This window comes from Sporichthya brevicatena, assembly GCF_039525035.1.
Classification (GTDB): Bacteria; Actinomycetota; Actinomycetes; order Sporichthyales; family Sporichthyaceae; genus Sporichthya; species Sporichthya brevicatena.
Genome location: NZ_BAAAHE010000001.1, coordinates 41,906 through 68,442 on the forward strand (window position 1 = coordinate 41,906; position 26,537 = coordinate 68,442).

Below are 26,537 nucleotides of genomic sequence, written 5' to 3' on the forward strand. Positions count from 1 at the left end.
GCGGCGGCGCGCACGACGGTCGCCCGCCCCCAGGCCACGACCCGGCGCACCACCTCGACCCGGACCTCGCCGCCCGCGGGGACGCACGCCCGCAGATCCGCCCCGTTCGCCGCCGCGACCCGGGCGGCGGCCGGGCACCCGTCGGTGACGGCCGCCAGCGCGGCCAGATCCGCAGCGGCGGCGACTTCGTGACGGACCGTCAGAGCTCGGGTCACGGTGACCCCGGCCAATCCGGCGAACGCCACCACGGCGACCGCCGCGAGGACGAGCAGCGAGCCCGCACCGCGGTCGGACCTCATCGCTCGACCTGCGCCACCGCGGACCCCCGCACGGTCAGGGCCGGGAGCGGGACCGGCCCGGGCCCGGCGGCGCGAGCCCGCACCGTGACCGTGACCAGGTCCCCCGCCCGTTCGAGGCTCACCGCGGCGCCGTCCGGTCCGGTCCGCGCGATCAGAGCGCGGACCGCCGCCTCGCTGTCGCCGCGGGCGGCGGCCCGCGCCCCCGCCCGGGCCGCGTCGGTGCAGTCCATCGCGAGCCCGGCCGCACCGACGGCCCACAGCGCGAGCCCGAGCACGGCCGTCAGCGCGGGCACCGCGAGTGCGACCTCGGCGGTCACTGCGCCGCGGTCGCCGCTCCGATCGACCCCCGACCGCCGGGCCATCTCAGAACGACCCGGACAGCGCCTGCGTCACGAGCTCACTCATCCGCGACGCGACGGCGTCGGACGTCAGGACCTTCATCAGCACCATCGCGAACGCGGCCGCGGCCAACGTCCCGATCGCGTACTCCACCGTGCTCATGCCGGCGTCGTCCTCCGGCACCCATCGCGGCCTGCGCAGCTTCATGGAAACCCCTTCCCCTGGATCGGTTCTCTGACGATTCATCAGTTCGAGAGCAGCCCGCCGCCGAGGTCGAGCACCACCGGGACGACCCCGAGGCACAGGAAGGCGGGCAGGAAGCACAGGCCGAGCGGCAGGGCGGCGAGCACGCCCACCCGTGCGAGGGCCGCCTCCGCGGCGAGCCGCCGCGCGACCCGGTGCCGCGCGGCCTCCGCGCTCACCGCCGCGGCGGCCGCGGTGCCGGACTCCGCCGTCCGGGCCAGGGCCCGCCCCAGCCCCGCCAGCTCGGGGCGAACCCCGAGCCCGCGCCAGGCCCGCGCCGGGTCGGCGCCCGCCTCGATCTGGTCGGCGGCCTCCCCCAGCGCGGCCGCGACCGGCCCCGGCCGGGCCCGGGCCGCCGCCCGGGCGGCCGCATCCGGTGAACACCCGGCCGCCAGGCACGCGGCGAGCAGGTCGGCCAGCGCCGCCGCCTCGGCGAGGTCCCGCGCGCCACGGCTCCCGCCCCGTGTCACAGCGTCTCCTCGACCCGGCGGGCGAGCCGGTACAGCCACACCACTCCAGCGGCGTCGAGACCGACACCGAGCGTGAGCAGCGCGACCCCGGACGGCGTAGCCAGCAGAACCCGCCACGGGTGCGCTCCGGCGAGGGCGGCCAGCGCCATCCCCACCAGCGGCAACGCCGCGAGCAGCCAGCCCGTCGTGCGGACGCCGGCGAGCTGCGCCCGGACCCGCGCCTGGTGGACGACCCGTTCCCCGGCGGTTGCCGCGACCTGATCCAGCGCGCCACCGAGACCGGCACCGGTCCGCTCGGCCACCTCCCAGCACGCCGCGACGTCCCGGAGGCTGTCGGCGCCGGGCTGCTCGGCCGCGCGGATCAGGGCGGCTCCGACGTCGCCGTCGCCGCCGGCGGCGGCCCGCACCTCGGCCGCCCAGGTCCCCGTCCCGCCGTCCGCCTCGCCGGGCGGCAGCTCGGCCAGCGCGGCCACCACCGCCGCCCGCGGGGGCCGGCCGGCGCGGATCTCGGACCCGAGGGCCCCGGCGAACTCGACCACCGCGGTCCGGCGGAGCGCGAGAACACGCCGCGGCACAAGATCACTCGGACGGGCGAACCACCCCCGCCCGGCCGACCTCGAGGCCCGACGCGCCGTGGACCCGCGGTTCGTCCCCCCGGCCGAACTCCCGACGCGCCCGAGGCGGCGCAGCCCCGGCCCGCCGGGCCAGGCCAGGCCGACGGCGCACGCCGCGGCGAGGGCGGCCAGGACCGTCACCGGGGTTCCGGTACCGCGATCGAGCGGGCCTCCAGCAGCGCGCCGAGCTGGGGATAAGCCGGGCCGACGACGACCTCGCCCCCACGCCGCCCGCGCCGGAACCCGACCGCCGGGACCAGGCGGACGAGCCCGTCCGGCGCCCGCCGCGGGACGGCGATGCCGGTGACCCGGCGGCCGGCGTCCTCCCGTTCGAGGTGCACGACCGCGTCGATGCCCGCGGCCAGTTGGGCGTGCAGGGCGTCCCGGCCCATCCCGGCCGCGGCGGCGAGCGCCTCGAGCCGGGCCGGCACGGCGGCGGCCTCGTTCGCGTGCACGGTGCCCCCACCGCCGCGGTGGCCCGTGTTCAGCGCGGCCAGCAGGTCGATGACCTCCCCACCGCGCACCTCCCCGACGACCAACCGGTCCGGCCGCATCCGCAGCGCCTGCCGGACGAGCTCACGCAGGCCGATCGCCCCCGCGCCCTCGACGTTCGGCGGGCGCGCCTCCAGCCGCACGACGTGGGCGTGGTCGGGGTCGAGTTCCCGGGTGTCCTCGACCAGGACGATGCGCTCCTCCGGCGCGACGAGCCCGAGCAACGTCGCGAGCAGCGTGGTCTTCCCGGTCCCGGCGCCGCCCGAGACCAGGATCGCGAGCCGGGCCCCGACCAGCGCCCGGAGCCAGGGCATCCCGTCGGCCGGGATCGTCCCCGCGGCCACCAGGTCCGCCGGCGTGAACCGGCTGCGCCGAGGCACCCGCAGCGACAGCGCGGTGCCCCGCACCGCGACCGGCGCGAGCACCGCGTGCAGCCGCGTCCCGTCGGGCAGGACGGCGTCCGCGAACGGGCAGCTGTCGTCGAGCCGGCGCCCGGCCGCCGCCACGAGGCGCTGGGCGAGGCGACGCAGCGCCGCCTCGTCCCCGAGATCGACGGCGACGCGCACCAGCCCGGCACCGCGGTCGACCCAGACCTCCTGCGGTCCGTTGACGAGGACGTCGGTGACGCCGGGCTCGGCGAGCAACGGCTCCAGCGCCCCGGCCGGCGCGCTCACGCGGCCACCCCGAGCGCGAGCGAGTCGAGGAACCGGCCGCAGAGCCCGGCGAGGGGGCTGCGGCGTCCGATCCCCGGCGGTTCGCCCCAGTCCTGCCGCGCCGCGCGCCGCGGCTCCGGCCGGACGGCGCCGAGCAGCGGGATCCCGAGCGTGTTCGCGATGACCTCCGGCGCGAGGTCCGAGGGCGACGGGCCGCGGACGACGAGCCAGCGGTCGTTGGGCTGGTCGGCGAGCGTCGCGACCACGCGGCCCGCCGCGGCCACCGAGCGCACGTCGGCCGGCACCACGACCAGCACCGGACCGCCGGCCGCGAGCGCCGCCTCGACGGTGGGATCGGGATGACGCCGGGGCAGGTCGACGACGACCAGGTCATGGCCGCGCCGGGCCCCGGTAAGGGTCGCGGACAGGACCTCCGGCGGCACGTGCAGAACGCGCCCGCGGTCCCACGAGATCAGGCTCAGCGGCCCGAACCGCGGCACCGCCCGGGACAGCGCGGTGGCGGTGACGCGGCAGCGGGTGGCCGCGAGGTCGGGCCAGCGCAGCCCCTCGGCCTGCTCCTCCCCGAGCAGGAGGTCCAAGCCTCCGCCGAGCGGGTCGCCGTCGACGAGCGCGGTCCGGACGTGCCGGCTCGCAGCGGTGACGGCGAGCGCGGCGGCGAGGGTGCTCGCGCCCGCACCGCCACGGCCGCCGAGGACGCAGACCACCCGGCCCGCCGCCTGCGGTCCGTCGATCGCGTCCGCCAACCGATCGGTCAGCCAACTCTCCCCGTCGGGCAGGAGCGCGACCTGCTCGGCCCGGAGCGCGAGCGCGGGCCGCCACACCCCGGGATCGACCGGGTCGAAGCCGGCGACGACCACGCCCGGCCGCCGGGGCAGCTCCCGGCGCGCCGCCTCCGCCACCCGGTCGGCACCGACGAGGACGAGCGGGGCGGAGCGCCACGACGCGACGGCCGCACCGACGTCGACGGCGACCTCGGGCTCACTGCCCGCCGCGGCGGCGAGGCGCAGCAGGTCCTCGAGGAGCAGCGGGTCCCCGGTGACGATCAGCGGCCGCGGGGCTGTCCCCGGCGGCGGTGGGACGGACGGGTCGAGCGACATGCGGGCCTCCCCAGGTCGGTGCGTGGCACCACACCCTGGACCCCGGGACGGACCTCACCGGGGCGACCTGTGGAGAACTTCGGGGGTGTGCCGGCCTGTGGACAAGGGCCACCCCCGCGGCCGGAGAGACCGGGTTAAAAAGGACGGCCCCCGCCGGGGGGGAGAGCGGGGGCCGTCACCACAGTCCGACTCGGGGGGGAGGAGCCGAACCGGGATAGGCACGGTCATATCGACCGGCACCTCACATGGTGTACCCCCGGGGTATGTCTCGTAAACAGTGGCCGGACGTGACTGCGTAAAAACTTCACCCGTCGACCTATCCTCGACGCCGTGTCCGAGCCCCTGTCCGATGTCTCGTCCCATCCGGTGCCCCGCGCCGCGGCCTTCTTCGATCTGGACAAGACCGTCATCGCGAAGTCGAGTGCGCTGGCGTTCTCGCGGCCCTTCTACCGAGGGGGTCTGATCAACCGTCGCGCGGTGCTACGCAGCGCCTACGCGCAGTTCGTGTACCTCGCCGGCGGCGCGGACGCCGACCAGATGGAGCGGATGCGCAAGTACCTCTCCTCGCTCTGCGTCGGGTGGGACGTCGCGCAGGTGCGGGAGATCATCGGCGAGACCTTGCACGACCTCATCGACCCACTGATCTACGACGAGGCGGCCGATCTCCTCGAGCAGCACCGGCTCGCCGGCCGGGACGTCGTCCTGGTGAGCACGTCCGGCTCGGAGGTCGTGGAGCCGATCGGGGAGCTGCTCGGGGCCGACCATGTGATCGCCACCCGAATGGCCGTCGGCGACGACGGTCGGTACACGGGCGAGATCGAGTTCTACGCCTACGGCGAGCACAAGGCGACGGCGATGCGCGAGTTCGCGCAGCGCCACAACATCGACCTCGACCGTTCCTACGCGTACTCCGACTCCGGCACCGACGTCCCGATGCTCGAGGCGGTCGGGCACCCGCACGCCGTCAACGCGGACCGCGCGCTCCGCAAGGAGGCCGCCGCCCGCGGCTGGCCCGTCCTGGTGTTCAGCAAGCCGGTGTCGATGCGCAGCCGGATGCCCTCGATCCCCCGTCCGTCGCGGTCGGTCGTCGCCGCCACCGCCGTCGCCGCGGGTGCGGCGGCCGCGGCCGCCGTGCTCTGGGTCAGCCGTCGCGCCTGAGCCGGACCCAGCGATTCCGCGAACGATGTTCGCGACCGCCACGACAAATCGGACACCGCGGCAACTTCACCCGCGCCACGCCGGGATCCTTTGCAAAGAAGGAAAGTTCACCCTTCCGTCCGGGCGCAGATAGGGGTAGACCTGAACTCGATGGAGTTGGACCGGGCACCGGTCGCGCGACGGGTCCGACCCGATTTCATCGAGCGCCACTCGGGTACCCACGCGGCGACCTGCCCATGTACGGGCCGCCGAGACAGGCTGGTCCTGGTCCGGCGATTTCGGAACTGCACGCTTGGTAGCCCGTTTCGACGCACCCTTCGCGACGGCGCCTCTGGAGACAGGGGCGCCGTTCGCATGTTCGTTGCCACGTCTACCACCTGACGAACCATCAGTAAGTTACGGCCGGTCCACTGAAAAGCTCTCAGCCGTGCGCGAGACACACCTGGAGAGCGTCTCCGGCACCGATCTCGAGCGCACGGGCGCAGTGCACGACCCAGCTCGCCACACCCTCGGCCGTGCCGGACGAGTACCCCGCCGCCGCGATCTGATACTCCGTCAGACCAAGCTCGACGTGACCGACCTCGGGCGCCACGACACCGCCTGCGTCGAGGCCGCGCTGGATGAGCAGACAGCGGGCCGCGGCCCGCGCGACGAGACCCGACCACGGGCCGAAGGCCTCGGTCGTGAGCACCTCGGCGTGGACGATCGCGGCGACCACGATCGCCGGCGCACGGGTGGGTGAGGTCAGCGCGTCGGCGAGGACGTCCAGCCGCGCCGCGGCCTCCGCGGTGGCCGGTCGGCCGAGCGACTCGGGCGGGACGTCGACGTCCGCCGCGGCGACCGCGTGCAGCCGGGCGAGGGCCTGCAACGGCGCCTTCTCCCACACCGGCGCGACGAGACCGATCTCGGTCGACAGCCGGACGGCGCCACGCGCGACCGAGCCGGCCACCGGATCGCTCAACGCCGAGCCGGAGCGGAGGTCGTCCTCGCTCACGTCGACGCCGGCGAGCGCGGCCGAGGCCCGCGCTCCGCGCAGCGCGGTCACGGCCACGACCTCGGGGCCGCGCAGTTTGAGGGCGGGCAGGCCGGCGAGGCGGTCCACCGCGGCCCGGGCACGGAGGCCGGGCTCGGCGAGGCCGGGGAGGGCTGCGACTGCTGCGAACGGGTCGGGCGTGGACACGAGCGGTCACGCTAGCGGGCGTGCGAGCACGCCTGACGTGCCCACCTTCGATGGGAGCCCGCGCGGCGCAAGCTGACGCGGGAGTGTCGGCCAAATTAGATTCAGCTCCGTGGGCGACCTGACGGGTGCTCTGACGCTCGCCATCGCCGCAGCGGCGGTCGCGGTGGCGGTGCTCGGCCTGCGCCGCTTCAACTGGTGGCGGCCCGACCTCGGCACGACGGCCGACCGCGCGTCCTACGAGACCCTGCACCTCGCGTCGCTCGCCGCCCCTGCGCTGCGCGGCGGTCTCACGCAGGCCGGCACCACCCGAGCGATCAAGCACCTGCGGGCCCTGCTCGGCTCGCGGGCGGTCGCGATCACCGACGGGCAGCGACTGCTCGCCTGGGACGGCGCCGCCCAGGACTCCCTCGGCAGCTTCGCCGTCGAGCACGCCCAGGCGGTCATGGACACCGGCCGCAGCCAGGTGCTGATGGCGTCGTGCCCGAACAGCGAGCCGATCCGTGAGGTCGTCGTCACGCCCCTGGTCTCGGGCACCACCGTCATCGGCACCCTCGCGGCCTACGTCGACTCCAGCTCGGCCAACCTGATCCGCGCCGTCGACGAGGTCGGCAGCTGGGTGTCCGGGCAGCTCGAGCTCTCCGAGCTCGACGCGACCCGCACCCGCGTCGCCGAGGCAGAGGTCCGGGCGCTGCGCGCGCAGATCTCGCCGCACTTCATCTACAACTCGCTGAACGCGATCGCCTCGTTCGTGCGGACCGACCCGGACCGGGCCCGCGAACTGCTCCTGGAGTTCGCCGACTTCACCCGCTACACGTTCCGCCGGGCGGGCGACTTCACGACGCTCGCCGACGAACTGCGCGCGATCAACGGTTACCTGCTGCTGGAGCGGGCACGATTCGGCGAGCGGCTCAACGTCACCCTGCGGGTCGCGCCCGAGGTCCTCCCGGTCTCCATCCCGTTCCTGTGCCTGCAGCCGCTGGTGGAGAACGCCGTCCGCCACGGGCTGGAGACGAAGAACGGACAGGGAACGGTGACGATCCTCGCCGAGGACGCGGGCGCCCACTGTTTGATCAGCGTCGAGGACGACGGGGTGGGCATGGCACCCGAGCGTGTTCGTGAGGCTCTGTCCGGCGAACCGGGGTCCGACCACGTCGGTCTCGGCAACGTCGACGAACGACTGCGTACCATCTTCGGCGACGCCTACGGCCTGACGGTGGCGACTGCGCCCGGCGCGGGAACCAAGGTCAGTCTTCGGGTGCCCAAGTTCCAGCCGGGAGTGCATGCGTGACCACCGACGCCAGTGGCGACCGCAAGCTGACCGTGCTCGCCGTCGACGACGAGGCACCCGCCTTGTCCGAGCTCGTGTATCTGTTGCGGCAGGACCCGCACATCGGCACGGTGCTCTCGGCCGACAGCGGGGCGGAAGCGCTGCGGCAGCTCGGCCTGCACACGATCGACGGCATCTTCATGGACATCCGGATGCCCGGGCTGTCCGGTGTCGAGCTGGCCACCGTGCTCGCCCAGTTCCGCAACCCGCCGCCGATCGTGTTCGTGACCGCGTTCGACTCGCACGCGGTCGACGCGTTCGAGCTCAAGGCCGTCGACTACGTCCTCAAGCCGGCGCGCCCCGAGCGGCTCGCCGAGGCCGTGCGACGGCTCGTCGCTCGGGTCGACTCCGCGAACGCCCCGGCCGCCCCGGCACCGGCCGCGACCCCCGCCACGCCCGACGACGAGACGATCCCGGTCGAGCTCGGCGGCGTCACGCGGTTCATCTCGCGCAGCGACGTCCGTTACGTGGAGTCGCACGGCGACTACGCGCGCCTGCACACCTCCGACGCGACCCACCTGGTCCGCGTCCCGATGGCGACGCTCGAGGAGCGCTGGCGCGACGCGGGCTTCATCCGCATCCACCGCAGCTACCTGGTCTCCCTCGCGCACGTCACCGAGGTCCGCCTCGCGACGGGCCGCTCCAGCGTCGTCCTCGGCAACGAGGAGCTGACGGTGAGTCGGCGTCACACCCGCGACCTGCGAGAGGTTCTCGTCCGTCGGTCCCGTCCGACGTCCTCGTCCAACAACACCCCCGCCGAACGTCCTGAGGCGCGCGAGTGAACGAGGTCGACAAGTCCGGGCGCGTCGTCGTCACCAGCCCGCGTGCCCGCGTCACCGGCCCGGTCCAGCGCGCCCTCGACCTCGACGAGCAGACGACCGTCGGTGAGGTGTACCTCCGGTCGTTGATGCGCACGCAGCTCGGTCTCGCCCTGACGGTGTGTCTCGGTGTGCTGGTCGTCGTCGCCGGACTCCCGCTGCTGTTCGAGCTCTGGCCGGCCACCCGTAGCGCGCGGGTGTTCGGACTCGGCGTGCCCTGGTTGGCTCTCGGCTTCCTCGCCTACCCGGCCCTGATCCTCGGCGGCTGGGCGTACGTGCGCGCGGCCGAACGCAACGAGCGTCAGTTCGCCGACCTGGTCGAGCGCCGTTGAAGGCTCGGCGTCCGTGAACGAGACGTACGGCATCGCAGCGATCTCGCTCGTCGCCGCGCTCACCGTCGTCATCGGTGCGTTCGGGCTCCGGATCTCCCGCACCACGTCGGACTTCTACGTCGCGTCCCGCACGGTCTCCCCGCTGTGGAACGCCTCCGCGATCGGCGGTGAGTACCTGTCCGCGGCGTCGTTCCTCGGCGTCGCCGGGTTGATCCTCGCCTACGGGGCCGACCTGCTCTGGTTGCCGGTCGGGTTCACCGGCGGGTACCTGATGATGCTGGTGCTCGTCGCGGCACCGCTGCGCCGCTCCGGGGCGTACACGCTCCCCGACTTCGCGGAGCTGCGGCTGAGCTCGACCCGCCTGCGGATGATCGCCAGCGTGCTCGTCGTCGGCATCTGCTGGCTCTACCTGATGCCGCAGTTCCAGGGCGCGGGCCTGACCCTGCGGACGGTCACCGGCGCACCGCGTTGGGTCGGCGAGGTCATCGTCGCGGTCGTCGTCGTCACCGCGGTCGCCGCCGGCGGCATGCGCTCGATCACCTTCGTCCAGGCGTTCCAGTACTGGCTGAAGGTGACGGCGATCCTGCTGCCCGCCGCCTTCCTGTTCCTGTCCTGGCACTCCGACGGCTCCCCGCCGCTGACCCGCGACTCGCAGCCGCGCTTCGCCGAGGCCACCACGGTCACCGTGGCGGAGGACCTGCGCATCGTCGTCACCCAGCCGGTCGTCCCGCGGGTGACCGGGGTCGTCGACGGTCAGCGCTACATCGGCGGCGTCGCCGTCCTCGCCCCGGGCACGCACACCGTCACGAAGGGCACGCGGCTGGACTTCGCGGCCGACGCCCCGGTGCCGGTGCAGGAGGACCTGCCCACCGCCACCGACAAGCGCTGGTCCGAACCGCTGACCGAGGGGCGGGAGCACTCGCTCTACGCGACCTACTCCCTGATCATCGCCACGATGCTCGGCACGATGGGGTTGCCGCACATCCTCGTGCGCTTCTACACGAACCCCGACGGCGGCGCCGCGCGACGCACGACGCTCGCGGTCCTGGCGCTGCTCGGGCTGTTCTACCTGGGCCCGACGCTGTTCGGGGCGCTCGGCCGGATCTACGCTCCCGACCTGCTGCTGACCGGACGGGTGGACTCCGTCGTCCTCGAGCTGCCCTCACGCATGATCGGCGGGGTCGCGGGCGACCTGTTGTTCGCGCTCGTCACCGCGGGCGCGTTCGCCGCGTTCCTGTCCACCGCCGCCGGCCTGACCCTGTCCGCGGCCGCCGTGCTGTCCCAGGACGTGTTCCGCAGCGGTTCCGTGCGCACCTTCCAGCTCTCCGCACTCCCCGCCACCCTGGTGCCGCTGGGCTTCGCCCTGCTCGCCGGCGGCATCCCGGTCGGCGACGCGGTCGGCCTGGCGTTCGCCGTCGCCGCCTCGACGTTCTGCCCGCTGCTCGTCCTCGGGGTGTGGTGGCGCCGGCTGTCCACCGTCGGCGCGGCCGCCGGGATGATCGTCGGCGGCGCCCTCGCCGGCGTCGCGGTGCTCGCGACCGTCATCGGCGGCCCGTACGACGGCTGGACCGGCGCCCTGCTCGCTCAGCCGGCCGCGCTCACGGTCCCGATCGCGTTCGTCGTGATGATCGTGGTCTCGCTCCTGACCCCGAGTCATGTCCCGTCGAACGTGCACCGCATCATGGTCCGCCTGCACGTGCCGGAGGGCCTGGGCCAGGAGCGCAGCGACTTCCGCCGCTGATCCCGCCCGTGACGACCCGGCGGTTGACGAACCGTCAGAGCTTGCGAGCCACCGTGAGGCCGTCGGCCACCGGGAGCAGCACGGCCTCGACCCGCTCGTCGGCGAGGACCGCGTCGTTGAACGCGCGCAGCGCCTCGGTGTCGCCGTCGGTGACCGCCGGGTCGACGACCTTGCCCGACCACAACGTGTTGTCGACGAGGACGAGGCCGCCGGGCCGCAACCGCGGCACGATCTCGCCCCAGTAGCCCGCGTAGCCCTGCTTGTCGGCGTCGATGAAGGCGAGGTCGATCGACGCCTCGGCCGGCAGCGCGCGCAGCGTCTCGATGGCCGGCGCGATGCGCAGGTCGATCCGCTCCGTGACGCCCGCGCGGTCCCAGTACCTCCGCGCCGTCGCGGTGTACTCCTCGCTGACGTCGCAGCACAGCAGGCGACCGCCCGGTTCGAGGGCGCGGGCGAGACAGATCGACGAGTAACCGGTGAACGTGCCGACCTCGACCGCGAACCGGACGCCGACGAGCCGCGCGAGCAGGCCGAGGAACGCACCCTGGTCGGGCGAGATCTGCATGCTCGAGATTCCACCCATCGCCGCGGTCTCGGCCGCGAGGTCGCGCAGGACGTCGTCCGGTGCCGGGGCGTGCGCGGCGACGTAGTCGAAGACCTCGGGAGCGAGCAGCGGAGAGCGTGGTGACATGCCCGCCAAACTATCCGCGGTCGGCAGGTCCGGGTGGGGCCGGGGGCGGTGGCGACACGGGGGGTTGGTCGGCGTGCTCGAGGATGTGGAGCTGCAGCTCGGCGACGAGCCGGTCGGTCGGGTCCTTGAGGTCCAGACCGGTCAGTTCCTGCATCCTCCGCAGCCGGTAGCGGAGGGTGTTCGGATGCAGCAGCAACGCCTCGGCGGCCTTGGGCACGTCACCGGCGTGGTCGAAGAACGCACGCAGGGAGCGGATGTAGTCCGACCGCCCTGCCGAGTCCATCCGACGCAGTGTGGCGACCGGGCCACCCAGCAGCTCCGGACGTTCGGCCGCGATCGATCGGATCAGTCCGAGGATCGGGTGGCCGGCGTCGGAGGTGCCGGTACGGGCCGAGGCGTGCGGGGGCGTCTCCTCACGCCCCCGCACGGTGTCTTCCATGGTCGGCTCAGTCCTCACTCGCCGCGCTGGGCAGCTTCTCGGAGATCAGATTCATGACGGACGAGTCGGCGAGGGTCGTCACGTCGCCGATGTCCCGGTTCTCGGCCACGTCGCGCAGCAGGCGGCGCATGATCTTTCCGGACCGCGTCTTCGGCAGCTCGGGAACGACCATGATCTGCCGCGGCTTCGCGATCGGCCCGATCTCCTTGGCCACGTGGGCCCGGAGCTCGGCGACCACGTCCGCGCCGCCGTCACCGGCGCTGCTGCGCAGGATGACGAAGGCGACGATGCCCTGACCGGTGGTGGCGTCGGTGGCACCGACGACGGCGGCCTCCGCGACCTTCTCGTGGGAGACCAGGGCCGACTCGACCTCGGTGGTCGAGATGCGGTGGCCGGAGACGTTCATGACGTCGTCGACGCGGCCGAGGAGCCAGACGTCACCGTCGTCGTCCTTCTTCGCGCCGTCACCGGCGAAGTACAGGCCCTCGAAGCGCGACCAGTACGTCTCCTTGAAGCGCTCCGGGTCACCCCAGATGCCGCGCAGCATCGACGGCCACGGCTCGGTGAGAACCATGTAGCCGCCGTGCCCGTTGGGGACCGGCTTGGCGTTGTCGTCGACGACGTCGGCGCCGATGCCCGGCAGCGGCCGCATGGCCGAACCCGGCTTCGTCGCGGTGACGCCCGGGAGCGGGCTGATCATGATCGCCCCGGTCTCGGTCTGCCACCACGTGTCGACGATCGGGGCCTTGTCGCCACCGATGACGCGGCGGTACCAGATCCAGGCCTCGGGGTTGATGTTCTCGCCGACCGAGCCGAGCAGGCGGATCTTCGACAGGTCGAACTTCGCGGGGATGTCGTCGCCCCACTTCATGAACGTCCGGATCGCGGTGGGCGCGGTGTAGAGGATCGTGACCCCGTACTTCTCGGCGACCTCCCACCACCGGCCCTGGTGCGGGGTGTCCGGGGTGCCCTCGTACATCACCGAGGTCGCCCGGTTCGCGAGCGGCCCGTAGACGATGTAGGAGTGTCCGGTCACCCAGCCGACGTCGGCGGTGCACCAGTAGACGTCGCTCTCCGGCTTGATGTCGAAGACGTACTTGTGCGTGTACGCACACTGCGTCAGATAGCCGCCCGTCGTGTGGAGGATGCCCTTCGGCTTCCCCGTCGTGCCGGACGTGTAGAGCAGGTACAGCGGGTGCTCGGAGTCGAACGCCTCCGGCGTGTGCTGGTCCGACGCGCTGTCGACGACGTCGTGCCACCACACGTCGCGACCCTCGGTCCAGGCGACGTCCTGGCCGGTCCGCCGGACCACGAGGACGTTGCGGACGTCGGGGCACTTCGCGACCGCCTCGTCCACGGCCGGCTTCAGCACGGCCGGGGCCCCGCGCCGGTAGCCACCGTCCGCGGTGATGATCACCCGCGCGTCGGCGTCCTGGACGCGGGACGCGAGGGCGTCCGCGGAGAAGCCGCCGAAGACCACCGAGTGCGGGGCGCCGATGCGCGCGCAGGCGAGCATCGCGACGACCGTCTCCGGGATCATCGGCATGTAGATGCAGACGCGGTCGCCGGTCTTCACACCCAGCGCGATCAGCGCGTTCGCAGCCTTGCTGACCTCACGTTGGAGGTCGGAGTAGGTGATGGTGCGGGTGTCGCCGGGCTCGCCCTCCCAGTGGAAGGCGACCTGCGAGCCGTGGCCGGCCTCGACGTGCCGGTCCACGCAGTTGTAGGCGACGTTGAGCTTGCCCCCGACGAACCACTTCGCGACCGGGGCGCCGGACCAGTCGAGGACCGTGTCCCACTTCTGCTCCCAGGACAGGGCGTCGGCCTGTTCGGCCCAGAACGCGAGCCGGTCCTTGGCCGCGTGGTCGTACAGGTCGGCCTGGGCGTTCGCCGCCGCCGCGAACTCGGCCGGCGGCTCGAAGCGCCGGTTCTCGGACATCAGGTTGGACAGGGCGTCTGAGCTCACGTCGGGGTCCTCCGGGTCGTACTTGGGGCACAACTGTGGGTCCGGCAGCGGGGCGCTGCCGGCGACCGCGACCTCCCGGTGCCCCGCCGTTGGGGCACCGGGAGAGCCGCGATGGATGAAGCACGAGGGCCGCCGGGGCAGGCCTAGTGCTGAGCCGCCTTCTCGGCACCGGCGCCGGTGAGGGCGCGGACCTCGAAGTTGCGGTACTTCGCGATGGACTCCGGCTCCTTCGAGGTGAGGGTGCCGAGAATGCCGAAGAGGAAGCCGGCGGGGATCGAGATGATGCCCGGGTTCTTCAGCGGGAAGTACGACCAGTCGTGCTCCTTGAACAGCGCCGTCGGGCCACCGGAGACGTTCGGCGAGAAGATGATCAGGCCGACGCACACGATGAGACCGCCGTAGATCGCCCAGGTCGCGCCTCGGGTGTTGAAGCGGGGCCAGAACAGGTTCAGCAGGATCGACGGCAGGTTCGCCGACGCCGCGACCGCGAAGGCCAGGGCGACGAGGAACGCGATGTTCAGGTCTTGCGCGAACAGACTGAGCACGATCGCCACGCCACCGATGACGAAGGCCGAGATCCGGGCGACCTTGACCTCCTCCTGCTCGGAGCAGTTGCCACTCTTGATGACGTTGGCGTACAGGTCGTGCGAGAACGACGACGACGACGCCAGGGTCAGACCGGCCACGACCGCGAGGATCGTCGCGAAGGCGACCGCGGAGATCAGCGCCAGCAGGATCGCGCCACCGGCACTGCCTTCACCGCCACCGACTTCTTCGGCGAGCAGTGGCGAGGCCAGGTTGCCGGAGGCGTCCTCCGCGATGATCGCGTTGCGGCCGAGCAGCGCCGCGGCACCGAACCCGAGGACCAGGGTCATCAGGTAGAACGAGCCGATGATCCCGATCGCCCACAGGACCGAGGTACGCGCGTCCTTGGCGGTCGGCACCGTGTAGAAGCGGATCAGGATGTGCGGCAGGCCGGCGGTGCCGAGCACCAGGGCCAGCGCGAGGGAGATGAAGTCGATCTTCGTCGTGCCGGTCAGGCCGTACTGCGCACCACCACCGAGGTAGAGGAACTCGCGCACCTCGGCGGCTGCCGCGTTGAAGCCGTCACCCAGCTTCTCCTGCGCGTCCCGCTCCGAGGCCTCGGCCAGCATGCGCGAGATGTTGAAGTCGAACTTCAGCAGCGTCAGGAAGACGACGATGACCGTGCCGGTCATGAGCAGGCAGGCCTTGACGATCTGCACGTACGTCGTGCCGCGCATGCCGCCAACGGTGACGTAGACGATCATCAGCGCGCCGACCGCGACGATCGTCAGGTTCTTCGCCGCGTCCGAATCGGCGCCGATCAGCAGGGCGACGAGCTTGCCCGCGCCGGCCATCTGCGCGAGCAGGTAGAAGATCGACACGACGACCGTCGAGGTGGCCGCCGCCGTCCGGACCGGCTTCTGCCGCATCCGGTAGGAGAGGACGTCGGCCATCGTGTAGCGGCCGGTGTTCCGCAGCAGCTCGGCGACGAGCAGCAGGGCGACCAGCCACGCGACGAGGAAGCCGATGGAGTAGAGGAAGCCGTCGTACCCGTTGAGGGCGATGGCGCCGGAGATGCCGAGGAAGCTCGCGGCCGACATGTAGTCGCCGGAGATCGCAAGGCCGTTCTGGAAGCCGCTGAACCCGCGGCCACCGTGGTAGAAGTCGCCGGCCGCGGTGTTCTGCCGCGAGGCGATCATCGTGATGTACAGCGTCAGGGCGACGACCGCGCCGAACAGGCTGACGGTCAGCGTCTCGGTGCCGGTCACTTGGCGCCTCCCCCGGTGTGGCGGGCCAGCAGACCGCGCGAGCGGCTGTCCAGCTCGACCTCCGCACGCTTCGCGTAGTAATACGCGATGCCGAACGTCGACGCGAACTGCAGCAGGCCGAAGAGCAGCCCGACGTTGATGTGGCCGAGCACCTCTTCCCGCATGAAGCCGTGCGCGTAGGTCGCGCAGATGACGTAGAGGAAGTACCAGGCCATGAAGCCCAGGACGAGGGGGAAGACCAGGCGCTTGAACCTGCGCCTCAGTTCGGCGAACTCGGGATCGTTGTAGATCGCTTCGTGTTCGGCGTCCATGCCGGTCGGCGACCGGCCCGGCTCATCGACTTGGGCCACGGGGTACTCCCTTTGTCGCGGTTGTTCGCACTCGTGCGGGGTCGCGCGACACCTTAGGTGCGCTGCATCACGCTGTGACCGTTGTCGCAACGGCCAAACGTTCGCGCGCCCCATACGTGCGCCAGACGGCGCTCCGGACCCGTTGGGCGAGCCGTCTGTTACGACGAATGGTCACGTTCCTTGCGCCCAGCGGACGATCTTTCTCAGGAAGGATCGGAATATCTCTCGATGTCGAGATACCGCCCAACGGGCCGCAGTCGCGAGGTTGAGACCTGGGTCACGCCCGCAACTCCTCGTGATCCAGGCCACCGTGTTGGCAAATGCGAGGAAATCGCCCTCGGATACCAACGTTTTGGGGGGAAGATCGTCAATACTTGTTCGTCCGGACAAATGACGAACGCCACACCCCCCGTTCGGCGCAAAAAGCTACCGCTCGTCGATGCCAGGAATGTCCGACATTGCCGTCCGGACTTTCCTGAGAAACCGTCCTGGTTGGAGGCGTCCCGCCCCGGAAGTTCCATGTCCGTGTTCAGCCCCTGTTACATCGGACACATCCGGAGCGATACGTCACCAAGCCCTTCGCCCGGAGGGCTGCACGCTCCTATCCACCTCGTCGCCCGGCGGAGCGAACCTCCCCGTACACCGCGACGAGCCTGATGCCGGTCTCCCCCGAGCCGGCGTGAAGGGAACGGTTCATGTCACCAACACCCAGCCCCGACTCCGCGGCCATCGCTGAGTCACCCGTCGAGACGCCGAGGGGTACCACCCGTCGTCAGTTCGTCGGATACGTCCTGGCCGGCACCACGCTGGCCGTCACCGCTGATGTCGCCTGGGAGACCGCCGCCCCCAGCACCGCCCACGCAGCCGGTGCATCGCCCATTCCGAGCAACCCGACCCTCTCGGACAACTACGACTTCCTGGACGCGTACCGGGATTCGTGCCTTCCGACGAACCACCACCTGAAGATCGACGTCACGCCTGACGGCAAGGCGCACTTCGCGATTCCGCGCCAGGAAGCCGGCCAGGGCATCACCACCTCGTTCGCGCAGGTCATTGCCGACGAGATGGACATGCCGATCGAGAACGTCGTGTGCACCCTCGAGGACGCCCGTCCCGAGCTGGTCTTCAACATGCTGACCGGTGGTTCGACGTCGCACTTCTCGCTGTGGATGCCCATGAAGACCATGGCCGCCACCGCCCGTACCGCTCTCGCCACCGCCGCGGCCGAGAAGTGGGGCGTTCCGGTGTCCTCGGTCAAGACCCGTGACGGCGCCGTGTTCGGCCCCGACGGTCAGATGGCCACCTACGGCTCCCTCTCCGAGCTCGCCGCGTCGCGCGTCACCAAGCCGCTCGACGTCAAGCTCAAGAGCAAGCCCGGCAAGTACATGGGTCAGAGCATCGGCCGCGTCGACGCTCTCGACATCGTGCAGGGCAAGAAGCAGTTCGCGATGGACCTCAAGGTCCCGAACGCGATGCCGACGATGGTCTGCCGTCCGCCGACACTGAACGGCACCGTGCAGTCGATCGAGAACCTCGAGCAGGTCAAGGCGATGCCGGGTGTCACCGACGTCGGCGCGATCTCCCGCGGTGTGGCCGTCCGTGCGCGCACGTTCGGTCAGTGCATCGACGCCATCCGCGCCCTGAAGGTCACGTGGGGCGCCGGCACCATCGACAACGAGAACAACGAGTCGCTCACCGCCAAGGTGGCCTCGGTCCTCCTTCCGATCGCCCCGGCCCTCCCCTCGGACGAGGTCATCGAAGAGGACTACGTCTACCACTACCGCAGCGGTTCTCCCCTGGAGACGAACTGCGCCGTGGCCGACGTGCGTGGCGACACCGCTGAGGTGTGGGCCGCTCACAACATGCCGATCGTCACCCTCCAGCGCATCGCGCTGATGCTGAACATCCCCGAGGACAACGTGGTCGTGCACTGCACCACCGCGGGTGGCTCCTTCGGTCGGCACCTGTTCTCGGACGCCTCCTACGAGGCCGTCGAGGCCAGCAAGCTGTTCGGCAAGCCGGTCCGGCTCATGTACCACCGCTCGGACGACGCTCGCCACGGCCGCATGCACCCGATGATGGTCAACCGGGTTCGCATGACCAAGAACGGCAACAGCATCACCAGCTTCACCATGAGCAGCGCTTCCAGCGCCTGCGACTGGACCCACGGTCTCGGCGAGATCATCTCCGGTTCGGCGACCGCCCAGGACCCGCGTCTTGGCTTCTCCGGCAACAAGGAGATCGGCAACCTCTCGATAGCCGTGGCCTTCTACCAGCTCGTGACGAGCGTGCCGTACAACTTCGGCAGCACGGCCGTCTACCTGAACGAGATCTTCGCGTACGACACGCTGCCGACCTCCGCGGTCCGCAACGTGTACTCGCCGGACACCGGCTGCGCCCGCGAGATCCACGTCTCGAAGGTGGCTGACGCCTTTGGCATGGACGACTACGAGTTCCGTCGTGCGTTCGCCAAGGACGACGGCTGGCGTGCGGTGCTCGACAAGGCCGCCGAGGCCGGTAACTGGGGCCGCACGATGCCGGAGGGCACTGCCCAGGCCATCGCGCTGCACAGTGAGTACCAGTGCAAGGTCGCCTGCTTCATGGAGATCGACGCTCGGCCGGCCATGGTCAACCGGAAGATCCGGGAGGCCTACACCGGTCCGCGTATCACCAAGGCGATCATGGCCGTTGACGCGGGCCGCGTGATCAACCCGCGCAACTTCCAGGCCAACATGATGGGTGGCTGCATGGACGGCATCGCGCAGGCGCTGACCGCCAGCTGCCACATCGAGGACGGCCTGCCGCTCGAGGCGTCGTGGGACAACTACCGGTACACCCGGCAGTGGAACGTTCCCTACGTCTTCGAGTGCCACCTGATGCCGGACAACCGTGAGATCGGTGGTGGCGCCGGCGAGACCGGTGTGGCCGCCGGCCAGGCGGCTGCCTCCATCGCGTGGGGCCGCGCCAAGGGCACGCTCCCGACCATCAACCCGGTCAACTTCAACGACCCCCTCGGGTTCGTGGTCAAGCCCAAGGTTCCGCCGATCCCGCAGTCGCCCGTCAATGGCCGTCGGTTCGCGCGCTGACCTGACTACGAAGAAAGGAGAGATCCGTGCCTAAGCACTCGTTCGTCCTGAACGGTAAGAAGGTCAGCGTTGACATCGAGAACAACGTCCGCATGCTGTGGGTTTTGCGTGACGTCCTTGGTGTGACCGGCCCGAAGTACGGCTGTGGTATCCGTGTGTGCCAGGCCTGCACCTCCCACCTGAACGGCAAGCACTTCAACCCGTGCTCCGTTCCGGTCTCGGACATCAAGTCCTCCGACCGGATCACCACGATTGAGGGCCTCGCCAAGACGGCCAAGGGCAGCCTGCACCCGGTCCAGGAAGCCTGGATCAAGTACGACGTCGCCCAGTGCGGTTACTGCCAGCCCGGCCAGATCATGGCCGCGACTGCGCTGATCAACCGTGTGAAGAAGTCCGGCCGCAAGATCTCCGAGGCCGACCTCGACACGCTGCGCAACGTCTGCCGCTGCGGCACCTACCCCCGCATCCGCGAGGCTGTGAAGTACGCCGCGAGCAAGATGTAACGAGCTAGTCGCGCACCACTCGGGGGTGCACGCGCGGCCCCCCGTCCGGCTCAGCCGGGCGGGGGGCCGTGACCGTTAACGGCCCGTCAGGTCCCAGAGGGGCTGGCGGTCTCGCTGCCGCTGCCCGACGAACCGCCGTCCTCCTCGTAACCGCAGGCGATCAGCGTCTCGCCGATGTACTGGTCGGCGTCGTCGCGGCCGGCGATGAGGGTGTACATCGTCGTGCGGAAGTTCTGGTCGTCGAGGGACTGGAGCTTGGCGACGAAGCAGCTGCGGACGTCGGGGTCGTCGATCGGGCCGCCCTCGCCCTCCTGGTAGTTCGTCCCGAACCCGGTGGCGAGGACCGAACGCAGGTAGTCGATGCTCCACTCGGACAGACGCCAGCCGGTCGCGTCCTTGGTGAACCGCCACGCGCCCTCGGCGCCGTCGGTGCTGCCGCCCTTGATCGCCACGACGGCGGAGGCGGAGTCGCCGGTGACGACGACGTCGCTCAGCTCGGCGCCGGTCGGGTCGTTGTCGTCGTCGGAGTCGTCGTCCTCCTCCTGACAGCTCTCCTGGCCGCCGAAGACGGCGAGCACGAACCCGGAGGTGGCGAGCTCCTCGCACTTCCGCTTCAGGTCGTCGGTGGTGAGGATCTCGACGGTCAGGGTGGTCAGCGCCTCGACGTCGGCCTCCGACGCCGACGGCGTGGGCTCGGGAGTGGCGCTCGCGGAGGCGGTCGCGGCGGGCGTGCTGACCGCCTCGTTGTCGTCGTCGTCGTTCGCGCAGGCGCTCAGGACGAGGACCGCGCACGACGCGGCCACGACCGCCCGGAAGGCGGCCGTGCGGCGGCGGGGTCGGGCCATGGTGGTGCTCCTTGTTCCGGACCGGTGGACGAAGAACCGGTGCGCTGGTGGGGTGGGTGACGCGGGGCGGTACTCGGCCGTACCGATCGGGTCGTCGAGCACGATTGTGAGGCCACGCCTAGACTGATCGATCAGGAGTGCCGGGAAGTCTGGTCGGCGATCGTGTTCCCGACCCCGGAGTCTCCTTGTCTCTCACCCCGCCCGGGCCGCCGCCCGCGCCCCGCCCCGCTGCGTCCCGCGTCCTGTTCGGCCGCCTGCCGACCCGCGAGGCCCGCTACCTGGCGCACGTCCTGCGCGACGAGACCGTGGGTGGGTTCCTGCTCCTGGCCGGGGCCGTGGTCGCCCTGGTCTGGGCGAATTCGCCCTGGTCCGACGCCTACGCCGAGCTGCTCCACAGCCACGTCGGGCCCAGCTCGATCGGGCTGGACCTGACCGTGGCCCACTGGGCGTCGGACGGCCTGCTCGCGCTGTTCTTCTTCGTGGCCGGCCTGGAGCTCAAGCGCGAACTCGTGGTCGGCGAGCTGCGGACGCCGGCGACGGCCCTGCTGCCGGTGGTCGCCGCCGGGTGCGGGATGGCCGTACCCGCGCTGCTGTACGTGGTGGTCAGCCTCGGGGAGCCCGGGGCGGGCGAGGGCTGGGCGATCCCGACCGCGACGGACATCGCGTTCGCGCTGACGGTGCTCGCGGTGGCCGGGTCGTCGCTCCCGACCGCCCTGCGGGCGTTCTTGCTGACGCTCGCGGTCGTCGACGACCTCGGGGCGATCACGATCATCGCGATCTTCTACACCGAGCAGATCGAGCTCGGATCCCTCGCCGGCGCGATCGCGGCCCTGGCGGCCTACGCCGTCCTGCAGCGCCGTCGGGTCCGGGCCTGGTGGGTCTACGTCCCGCTGGCACTGGGCGTGTGGTGGCTGGTCCACGACAGCGGCGTGCACGCGACGGTGGCCGGCGTGGCCCTCGGGCTGCTCACGCGGGTCCGGCCGGACGAGGGCGAGGCCTCCTCGCCCGCGGAGCGGCTGGAGCACCGGCTGGGGCCGATCTCGGCCGGCCTGGTGCTGCCGGTCTTCGCCTTCGCCGCGGCGGGGGTCGCCGTCTCGGGCGGGGACCTGCGGGCGGCGGCCGAGGACCCGGTGGCGGCCGGCGTGGCCGTCGGGCTGGTCGTCGGCAAGTTTCTCGGCGTCCTGGGCGGGACGTGGGCGGCGGCGCGCTGGACGCGGGCCCAGCTCAGCCCCGACCTGGCCTGGAGCGACGTGGCGGCCGTGGCGACGCTGGCGGGCATCGGGTTCACGGTCTCCCTGCTGATCGGGGACCTGGCCTACGGGGACGACCCGACCCGGTCGGCCGCGGTCAAGGTTGCGGTGCTGGCCGCCTCCCTGGTGGCCGCCGCGATCGCGGTCGTGCAGCTGCGGTTCCGGGAGCGGCACGTCCGGCGGCGGGGCGGGGAGCGTGCCGACGGACAAACCGGGCAGACTGTGTGACCACCGCGCTGCCCGGTAGCGCGACCGTGGCGCCTCGTAGGGCGAACCAGCATTCGGGAGGACCCCATGGCCGAGATCCGGAACGGCTCCGCCGCGGCGACCACCGGCGACGGGTCGCTGCGGGAGCCGTCGCTCGGCGAGCTCGTCGCGGCGGCGAGCCAGAACGCGTCGATCCTGGTCCGCAGTGAGATCGAGCTGGCCAAGGCCGAGCTCGCGGCCGAGGCGAAGAAGGCCGCCCTCGGCGGCGGCATGTTCGGCGGGGCCGGCCTGTTCGGGTTCTTCGGGTTCATCTTCCTCTCGTTCGGCGCCGTCTACGGCCTGGACCAGACCTCGCTCCCCCTGTGGGCCTGTTACCTGATCGTCGCCGGCGCGTACCTGCTCCTCGCGGGGATTCTGGCCGGGATCGGTCTGAAGTCGCTGAAGAAGATGGGCCCGCCCGAGCGGACGCAGCGGACGATCAAGGACACCGTCGCGACGCTGAAGAGCCGGGGCAAGAAACAGCCCGCGGACGCGTGAGTGCGCAGCGACGGCAGCAGTCCGGCCGACGTCGCCTGGGCCCTGGAGGGCCCGTGGACGCACCGTCAGATTGCTGCGAACGGCGCTCGGTTCCACGTCGCTGAGGTGGGCGAGGGGCCGCTGGTCCTCCTGCTCCACGGGTTCCCCACGTTCTGGTGGACCTGGCGGCACCAGCTCGTCGCGCTCGCCGATGCCGGGTACCGCGCCGTCGCGATGGATCTGCGCGGCTACGGCGGCAGCGACAAGACTCCGCGCGGGTACGACCCCATGACGCTGACCGGGGACGTCGCCGGTGTCGTGCAGTCCCTCGGGGAGGCCGAGGCGACGATCGTGGGTCACGGCTGGGGCGGGTTGCTCGCCTGGACGAGCGCGGTGTTCGAGCCCAAGGTCGTCAGGCGCCTCGCAGCCGTCTCGGCCCCGCACCCCCGCCGCATGCGCGCGGCTGCCCTCGACCGGCGGCAGGTGGCGGCGTCGTCCTACCTGCTCGGCTACCAGCGGCCCTGGATCCCGGAGCGGAAGCTCGTCGCCGACGACGGCGCCGCGGTCGGGGAGCTGCTGCACGCCTGGGGCGCCGCTCCGGCGTGGCCGGACGCCGAGACCGAGCGGATCTACCGGCGGGCGATCCAGGTGCAGCCGGTCGCGCACTGCGCCTTGGAGTACCACCGGTGGGCGTTCCGCTCCCTCGCCCGCCCCGACGGGCTCCGCTACGCCCGGCGGATGCGCACCCCGATCCCCTGCCCGGTGCTGCACCTGCACGGGGCCCGGGACCCGGTGGTCCGGCCCGGCACCGCCGCCGGCTCCGGCCGCTACGTCGCCGGGCCGTACTCGTGGTCGGTCGTCCCCGAGGTCGGGCACTTCCCCCACGAGGAGGCCCCGGAGGCGGTCACCCGGCTCCTCCTGCGGTGGATGCAGGAGACCTAGACGCAGTCCCGGGTCGAGACCTTCGTGGTCGTCGCCGCGCCCTTGCGGGCGTCCTCCGCGACCTCGGCCGCGGTGAGGGCGTAGCCGGTCTGCGAGTCCTGGACGCTCTTGGCGAAGATCAGCCCGTAGACCTTGCCGTCCGGGGAGAGCAGGGGGCCGCCGGAGTTGCCGGGCTCGATGCGGGCGAAGATCGAGAACACGTTCCGCTCGACGACGCCGGTGTTGTAGATGTCGGGCCCGCGGGCGTTGATCTCCTCGCGGATGCGGGCCTTCTCCAGGTGGTACGGGCCGTTGAGCGGGAAGCCGGCCACGACCGCCGAGTCGCGGCGCTTGCCGGTGGTGTCGAAGGTCAGCGCCGGGGCGTTGAGGCCGGGGACGTAGATGATCGCGACGTCGCGGTCCTCGTCGAAGAGGACGACCCGGCCCTGCAGACGCGTCTCGGTGCCACCGACGGAGACGGTCGGGGCGTCGACGCCGGCCACCACGTGGGCGTTGGTCATGACGCGCTCGCGCGCGTAGACGAAGCCGGTGCCCTCCAGTGCCTTGCGGCAGGACTGCGCAGCGCCCTCGACCTTGACGATGCTGCGCTTGACGGCGCGGATCGCGGGGGCGGCGAGCGGGCCGGAGTCCGGCTCCTCGACCGGGATGATCTTCTCGTTGTCGAACGGACCGAAGACCTGCGTGATGCCGTTCTTGTCGAGCACCCGCGCCAGTGAGGCGTAGAGCCGGTCGGCGCTGTCGGGCATGTAGCTGTCGACGAACCGGAGGACCTCGGACTCACGCACCTTCTGCGACAGGTCCGAGACCGGCGCGCTCGCGAGCGCGGACCCGACGAACCACGAGACGACGAGCAGCGAGACGACACCGAGCACTGCGCCGGCACCGGCGTCGATCGCATGCGCGGGATGCCAGGTCACCAGGCCGCGCAGATACGCTCCCGCGGCGGCGCCGATCAACTGACCCACCGTCGCCATCGTCAGCACGATGCCGACGGCGAAGATCGCCTGCCCGAGCTCGTCGTCGATCACCTGCACGATCTCGGGCGCCAGGAAGACGCCCAGGATGCCGCCGGCCAGGAACCCGACGAACGCCGTCAGGCCGATGATGAACCCCTGCCGATACCCCGCCGCCGCGAACGAGACACAGGCGACCAGCAGGACGACGTCGATCACGCTCACGACATCTCCTCGGCCCGGTCCCGATCCCACGGCCGCTCCCAGCCGGCCAGGTGCAGGATCCGGTCGAGGACGTAGGCGGTGAAGCCCCAGACCCGCAGGCCGTCGACGTCGAACGCCGGCGACATCCGGCCCGAGACGTGACGCACGGTGAGGCGGTTCGCGGGGTCGACGAGGTCGGCGACGCGGACCAGGTGGACCGAGGCCACCTCGGCGCGGTCCACCGGGCGCACGGGGCTCGGCTCGCGCCACCAGGCCAGCACCGGCGTCACCGCGAAGCCGCTGACCGCCAGCGAGAGCTCCGGCAGGGTCGCGAGCACCTCGACACCGCTCGGATCCAGGCCGGTCTCCTCCACGGCCTCCCGGAGCGCGGCTTCGACCGGGCCGTCGTCGGTGGGGTCGACCGTCCCGCCCGGGAAGGCCGGTTGCCCCGCGTGGTTGCGCATGTCGGACGCGCGCCGGATCAGCAGGATGCGGATGTCCCCGGGAACGCCCTGGGAGGTGTCCTCCCAGAAGAGTAGGAGGACGGCCGAGGCGCGCTCGCCGGAGGACGGCTGCGCCGGCAGGAGGGGGCCGAAATCAGCAGGCTGGATCGTCCCGGCGAGGTCGACGAGGGGAGCCAACCACTGCGGCAGCTCGACCCTGTTCACCCACGTCCCCTCGGACCCCGCTCCCTCAGGAGACCTGGAGGTGCTCCGCGACCGCGTCCCGGACGGCGCGTGCGCTCGTGAACGCACCATAGTGGACCGCGGCAATTCTCCCCTCGGAGTTGACGAAGAGGGTGACCGGCGGGCCGGGAATCCGCAGCGGGCCGCGAACCGAACCTTTACGGTCGGCCAGTGACGGCCACGGCACTCCGTGGTACGAGAGCCACTCGCGGGACGGGGTGTCCGCGTCCTGCACCGCGACCCCGAGGAACCGGACCCGTTCCGTCAGCTCGGCGTGGGCCTCGGTGAGGTACGGCAGCTCGGCCAGGCACGGCTTGCACCAGCTCGCCCACACGTTGATCACCATCGGCCCGCGCAGGGACCGCAGCTTGACCGGCTCGCCGCCGCCGAGGCAGTCGAGGGTCAGATTCGGCAGCGCGGTCGGGCTCCCCGACGGCGACGCGGCGGCCGCCGGGGCCCCCGGGACGGCCTTGTCGAGGCCCTCGCAGGTCAGGACGGGGGCGTCGGCCCCCCGGGGGCCGCTCGCACCCGTTCCGGCGTCCTCGTCGCCGCACGCGGCGAGCAGCAGCGGCGCCGTCAGGGCCGCCGCGAGCGCGCGCCTCATCGGGGGCCCGAGGTCCGGACGAGCTTGGCCGCCTTCTCCGGATCGGTCTCGCCCTCGCCGAAGGCCGGGCACAGGGCCGCCGCCGGGCAGGCCCCGCAGGCCGGTTTCTTGGCGTGGCAGATCCGACGGCCGTGCCAGATCATCCGCTGGGAGAAGTCCGTCCAGTCCTTCTTCGGGATCAGCGCGCCGACCTCGTGCTCGACCTTGACCGGGTCGTCCTCGGTCGTGAACCCGAAGCGGCGCGAGAGCCGGCCGAAGTGGGTGTCGACGGTGATGCCGGGGACCCCGAACGCGTTGCCGAGCACGACGTTGGCGGTCTTGCGGCCGACGCCGGGCAGGGTCACGAGGTCCTCGAGCCGGTTCGGCACCTCGCCACCGAAGCGGTCGCACAGGGCCTGTGCCATGCCCATCACCGAGTTCGTCTTCGCCCGGAAGAACCCGGTCGAGGCGACGATCGACTCCATCTCGGCGCGGTCGGCGGCGGCGTAGTCCGCAGCGGTCCGGTACTTGGCGAACAGCACCGGCGTCACCAGGTTGACCCGGACGTCGGTGGTTTGAGCGGACAGGATCGTGGCCACGAGGAGTTCGAGCGGAGTGGTGAAGTCGAGCTCGCAGTGCGCGTCCGGGTAGGTCTCGGTGAGCACACGCGAGATCCGCCGGGCACGGCGGGTGAGGGCGAGCGGCGACTCGCCGGCGAACTTTCGTGGCACCTCGTCAG

27 protein-coding genes and 1 pseudogene are annotated in these 26,537 nt (G+C 71.8%); 10 read left to right on the top strand and 18 right to left on the bottom strand.

From position 1 onward, the window contains the following. Positions 1 to 47 precede the first annotated feature (47 nt). The 7 genes and pseudogenes from ABD401_RS25060 to ssd all read right to left on the bottom strand — a co-directional run. Positions 48 to 299: pseudogene (locus tag ABD401_RS25060) on the bottom strand (pilus assembly protein TadG-related protein); the annotation flags it as partial. Beyond that, positions 296 to 616: a TadE family type IV pilus minor pilin gene (locus tag ABD401_RS00190; RefSeq protein WP_344600327.1), complete on the bottom strand. Its 321-nt coding sequence runs from the start codon at positions 614 to 616 to the stop codon at positions 296 to 298. The pseudogene ABD401_RS25060 and the gene ABD401_RS00190, both read right to left, overlap by 4 nt. 46 nt (positions 617 to 662) lie before the next feature. Continuing rightward, positions 663 to 845, bottom strand: coding sequence for a DUF4244 domain-containing protein (locus tag ABD401_RS00195; RefSeq protein ID WP_344600329.1), 183 nt, complete (start codon positions 843 to 845; stop codon positions 663 to 665). A 38-nt stretch (positions 846 to 883) separates the two neighbouring features. Further along, positions 884 to 1,351, bottom strand: coding sequence for a type II secretion system F family protein (locus ABD401_RS00200; RefSeq protein WP_344600331.1), 468 nt, complete (start codon positions 1,349 to 1,351; stop codon positions 884 to 886). Beyond that, positions 1,348 to 2,106, bottom strand: coding sequence for a type II secretion system F family protein (locus ABD401_RS00205; protein WP_344600333.1), 759 nt, complete (start codon positions 2,104 to 2,106; stop codon positions 1,348 to 1,350). Before ABD401_RS00205 ends, ABD401_RS00200 begins: the two co-directional genes overlap by 4 nt. Next, positions 2,103 to 3,131 carry a TadA family conjugal transfer-associated ATPase gene (locus tag ABD401_RS00210; protein WP_425566022.1) on the bottom strand — a complete coding sequence of 343 codons (1,029 nt, stop codon included), beginning with the start codon at positions 3,129 to 3,131 and terminating at the stop codon, positions 2,103 to 2,105. The genes ABD401_RS00205 and ABD401_RS00210 overlap by 4 nt, the downstream gene beginning before the upstream one ends. Further along, complete coding sequence (gene ssd, locus ABD401_RS00215) at positions 3,128 to 4,228, bottom strand: septum site-determining protein Ssd (RefSeq protein WP_344600335.1); 1,101 nt, start codon at positions 4,226 to 4,228, stop codon at positions 3,128 to 3,130. Before ssd ends, ABD401_RS00210 begins: the two co-directional genes overlap by 4 nt. Positions 4,229 to 4,558: 330 nt before the next feature. Between ssd and ABD401_RS00220 the strand changes: the two genes are divergently transcribed. Continuing rightward, positions 4,559 to 5,386, top strand: a complete 828-nt coding sequence (locus ABD401_RS00220; protein WP_344600337.1) for an HAD family hydrolase — start codon at positions 4,559 to 4,561, stop codon at positions 5,384 to 5,386. Positions 5,387 to 5,807: 421 nt separating this feature from the next. Here the strand turns inward: ABD401_RS00220 and ABD401_RS00225 are convergent, their stop codons facing one another. Beyond that, complete coding sequence (locus tag ABD401_RS00225; RefSeq protein ID WP_344600339.1) at positions 5,808 to 6,566, bottom strand: Fic family protein; 759 nt, start codon at positions 6,564 to 6,566, stop codon at positions 5,808 to 5,810. A 109-nt stretch (positions 6,567 to 6,675) separates the two neighbouring features. Here ABD401_RS00225 and ABD401_RS00230 point away from each other — a divergent pair, with 109 nt between their 5' ends. The 4 genes from ABD401_RS00230 to ABD401_RS00245 are packed head-to-tail and all read left to right on the top strand — an operon-like array spanning position 6,676 to position 10,784. Then, positions 6,676 to 7,854, top strand: coding sequence for a sensor histidine kinase (locus tag ABD401_RS00230; RefSeq protein ID WP_344600341.1), 1,179 nt, complete (start codon positions 6,676 to 6,678; stop codon positions 7,852 to 7,854). Next, positions 7,851 to 8,675, top strand: a complete 825-nt coding sequence (locus ABD401_RS00235; RefSeq protein WP_344600343.1) for a LytR/AlgR family response regulator transcription factor — start codon at positions 7,851 to 7,853, stop codon at positions 8,673 to 8,675. The genes ABD401_RS00230 and ABD401_RS00235 overlap by 4 nt, the downstream gene beginning before the upstream one ends. Beyond that, the gene (locus ABD401_RS00240) at positions 8,672 to 9,043 is read left to right on the top strand and encodes a DUF485 domain-containing protein (RefSeq protein WP_344600345.1); all 372 of its coding nucleotides are present in this window, start codon (positions 8,672 to 8,674) and stop codon (positions 9,041 to 9,043) included. The genes ABD401_RS00235 and ABD401_RS00240 overlap by 4 nt, the downstream gene beginning before the upstream one ends. Positions 9,044 to 9,056: 13 nt before the next feature. Then, entirely contained in the window at positions 9,057 to 10,784 is a 1,728-nt protein-coding gene (locus ABD401_RS00245; RefSeq protein ID WP_344600347.1) for a sodium/solute symporter, read from the top strand. Between the two features lie 34 nt (positions 10,785 to 10,818). Here the strand turns inward: ABD401_RS00245 and ABD401_RS00250 are convergent, their stop codons facing one another. The 5 genes from ABD401_RS00250 to ABD401_RS00270 all read right to left on the bottom strand — a co-directional run bounded on the left by ABD401_RS00250 (position 10,819) and on the right by ABD401_RS00270 (position 16,023). Beyond that, positions 10,819 to 11,475, bottom strand: a complete 657-nt coding sequence (locus tag ABD401_RS00250; RefSeq protein ID WP_344600349.1) for an O-methyltransferase — start codon at positions 11,473 to 11,475, stop codon at positions 10,819 to 10,821. A 10-nt stretch (positions 11,476 to 11,485) separates the two neighbouring features. Further along, positions 11,486 to 11,914: a PucR family transcriptional regulator gene (locus tag ABD401_RS00255; RefSeq protein WP_344600351.1), complete on the bottom strand. Its 429-nt coding sequence runs from the start codon at positions 11,912 to 11,914 to the stop codon at positions 11,486 to 11,488. A 7-nt stretch (positions 11,915 to 11,921) separates the two neighbouring features. After that, complete coding sequence (gene acs, locus ABD401_RS00260; protein WP_425566026.1) at positions 11,922 to 13,853, bottom strand: acetate--CoA ligase; 1,932 nt, start codon at positions 13,851 to 13,853, stop codon at positions 11,922 to 11,924. Between the two features lie 170 nt (positions 13,854 to 14,023). Then, complete coding sequence (locus tag ABD401_RS00265; protein ID WP_344600355.1) at positions 14,024 to 15,673, bottom strand: solute symporter family protein; 1,650 nt, start codon at positions 15,671 to 15,673, stop codon at positions 14,024 to 14,026. After that, the gene (locus ABD401_RS00270; protein ID WP_344600358.1) at positions 15,670 to 16,023 is read right to left on the bottom strand and encodes a DUF485 domain-containing protein; all 354 of its coding nucleotides are present in this window, start codon (positions 16,021 to 16,023) and stop codon (positions 15,670 to 15,672) included. Before ABD401_RS00270 ends, ABD401_RS00265 begins: the two co-directional genes overlap by 4 nt. A gap of 695 nt (positions 16,024 to 16,718) precedes the next feature. On the opposite strand from ABD401_RS00270, the gene ABD401_RS00275 reads away from it, so the two are divergent. Both ABD401_RS00275 and ABD401_RS00280 read left to right on the top strand, forming a co-directional pair. Beyond that, on the top strand, positions 16,719 to 19,109 hold the full coding sequence (locus tag ABD401_RS00275; protein WP_019873962.1) for a molybdopterin cofactor-binding domain-containing protein: 2,391 nt from the start codon (positions 16,719 to 16,721) through the stop codon (positions 19,107 to 19,109). Positions 19,110 to 19,135: 26 nt separating this feature from the next. Then, positions 19,136 to 19,612, top strand: a complete 477-nt coding sequence (locus tag ABD401_RS00280; protein WP_019873963.1) for a (2Fe-2S)-binding protein — start codon at positions 19,136 to 19,138, stop codon at positions 19,610 to 19,612. 86 nt (positions 19,613 to 19,698) lie between these two features. On the opposite strand, the gene ABD401_RS00285 is transcribed toward ABD401_RS00280, so the two are convergent. Further along, on the bottom strand, positions 19,699 to 20,457 hold the full coding sequence (locus ABD401_RS00285; RefSeq protein WP_019873964.1) for a hypothetical protein: 759 nt from the start codon (positions 20,455 to 20,457) through the stop codon (positions 19,699 to 19,701). Positions 20,458 to 20,642: 185 nt separating this feature from the next. On the opposite strand from ABD401_RS00285, the gene nhaA reads away from it, so the two are divergent. From nhaA to ABD401_RS00300, 3 genes are all read left to right on the top strand, one after another. Continuing rightward, positions 20,643 to 21,935: a Na+/H+ antiporter NhaA gene (gene nhaA, locus ABD401_RS00290; protein ID WP_344600364.1), complete on the top strand. Its 1,293-nt coding sequence runs from the start codon at positions 20,643 to 20,645 to the stop codon at positions 21,933 to 21,935. 66 nt (positions 21,936 to 22,001) lie between these two features. Continuing rightward, positions 22,002 to 22,451: a phage holin family protein gene (locus tag ABD401_RS00295; RefSeq protein WP_344600367.1), complete on the top strand. Its 450-nt coding sequence runs from the start codon at positions 22,002 to 22,004 to the stop codon at positions 22,449 to 22,451. Beyond that, on the top strand, positions 22,452 to 23,372 hold the full coding sequence (locus ABD401_RS00300; RefSeq protein WP_344600369.1) for an alpha/beta fold hydrolase: 921 nt from the start codon (positions 22,452 to 22,454) through the stop codon (positions 23,370 to 23,372). On the opposite strand, the gene ABD401_RS00305 is transcribed toward ABD401_RS00300, so the two are convergent. From ABD401_RS00305 to nth, 4 genes are read right to left on the bottom strand one after another with little or no spacing between them, the layout of a single operon-like run. Continuing rightward, a complete protein-coding gene (locus ABD401_RS00305; RefSeq protein ID WP_344600371.1) occupies positions 23,369 to 24,550 on the bottom strand; it encodes a MarP family serine protease in 1,182 nt (393 codons plus the stop codon). The two genes, ABD401_RS00300 and ABD401_RS00305, sit on opposite strands and share 4 nt — an antisense overlap. Beyond that, positions 24,547 to 25,197 (bottom strand): NUDIX hydrolase, encoded by a 651-nt coding sequence (locus ABD401_RS00310; RefSeq protein WP_344600373.1) that lies wholly within the window; start codon positions 25,195 to 25,197, stop codon positions 24,547 to 24,549. Before ABD401_RS00310 ends, ABD401_RS00305 begins: the two co-directional genes overlap by 4 nt. A 25-nt stretch (positions 25,198 to 25,222) precedes the next feature. Then, positions 25,223 to 25,819, bottom strand: a complete 597-nt coding sequence (locus ABD401_RS00315; protein ID WP_344600375.1) for a TlpA family protein disulfide reductase — start codon at positions 25,817 to 25,819, stop codon at positions 25,223 to 25,225. Then, the gene (gene nth / locus ABD401_RS00320) at positions 25,816 to 26,529 is read right to left on the bottom strand and encodes an endonuclease III (protein WP_344600377.1); all 714 of its coding nucleotides are present in this window, start codon (positions 26,527 to 26,529) and stop codon (positions 25,816 to 25,818) included. Before nth ends, ABD401_RS00315 begins: the two co-directional genes overlap by 4 nt. Between the last annotated feature and the right edge of the window lie 8 nt (positions 26,530 to 26,537).

Coding starts and splice junctions, on each gene's coding strand:
- ABD401_RS00195 (WP_344600329.1), bottom strand. CDS start 845: ATGAAGCTGCGCAGGCCGCGATGGGTGCCGGAGGACGACGCCGGCATG.
- ssd (WP_344600335.1), bottom strand. CDS start 4,228: ATGTCGCTCGACCCGTCCGTCCCACCGCCGCCGGGGACAGCCCCGCGG.
- ABD401_RS00250 (WP_344600349.1), bottom strand. CDS start 11,475: ATGTCACCACGCTCTCCGCTGCTCGCTCCCGAGGTCTTCGACTACGTC.
- ABD401_RS00255 (WP_344600351.1), bottom strand. CDS start 11,914: ATGGAAGACACCGTGCGGGGGCGTGAGGAGACGCCCCCGCACGCCTCG.
- acs (WP_425566026.1), bottom strand. CDS start 13,853: ATGTCCGAGAACCGGCGCTTCGAGCCGCCGGCCGAGTTCGCGGCGGCG.
- ABD401_RS00275 (WP_019873962.1), top strand. CDS start 16,719: ATGTCACCAACACCCAGCCCCGACTCCGCGGCCATCGCTGAGTCACCC.
- ABD401_RS00285 (WP_019873964.1), bottom strand. CDS start 20,457: ATGGCCCGACCCCGCCGCCGCACGGCCGCCTTCCGGGCGGTCGTGGCC.
- ABD401_RS00295 (WP_344600367.1), top strand. CDS start 22,002: ATGGCCGAGATCCGGAACGGCTCCGCCGCGGCGACCACCGGCGACGGG.
- ABD401_RS00315 (WP_344600375.1), bottom strand. CDS start 25,819: ATGAGGCGCGCGCTCGCGGCGGCCCTGACGGCGCCGCTGCTGCTCGCC.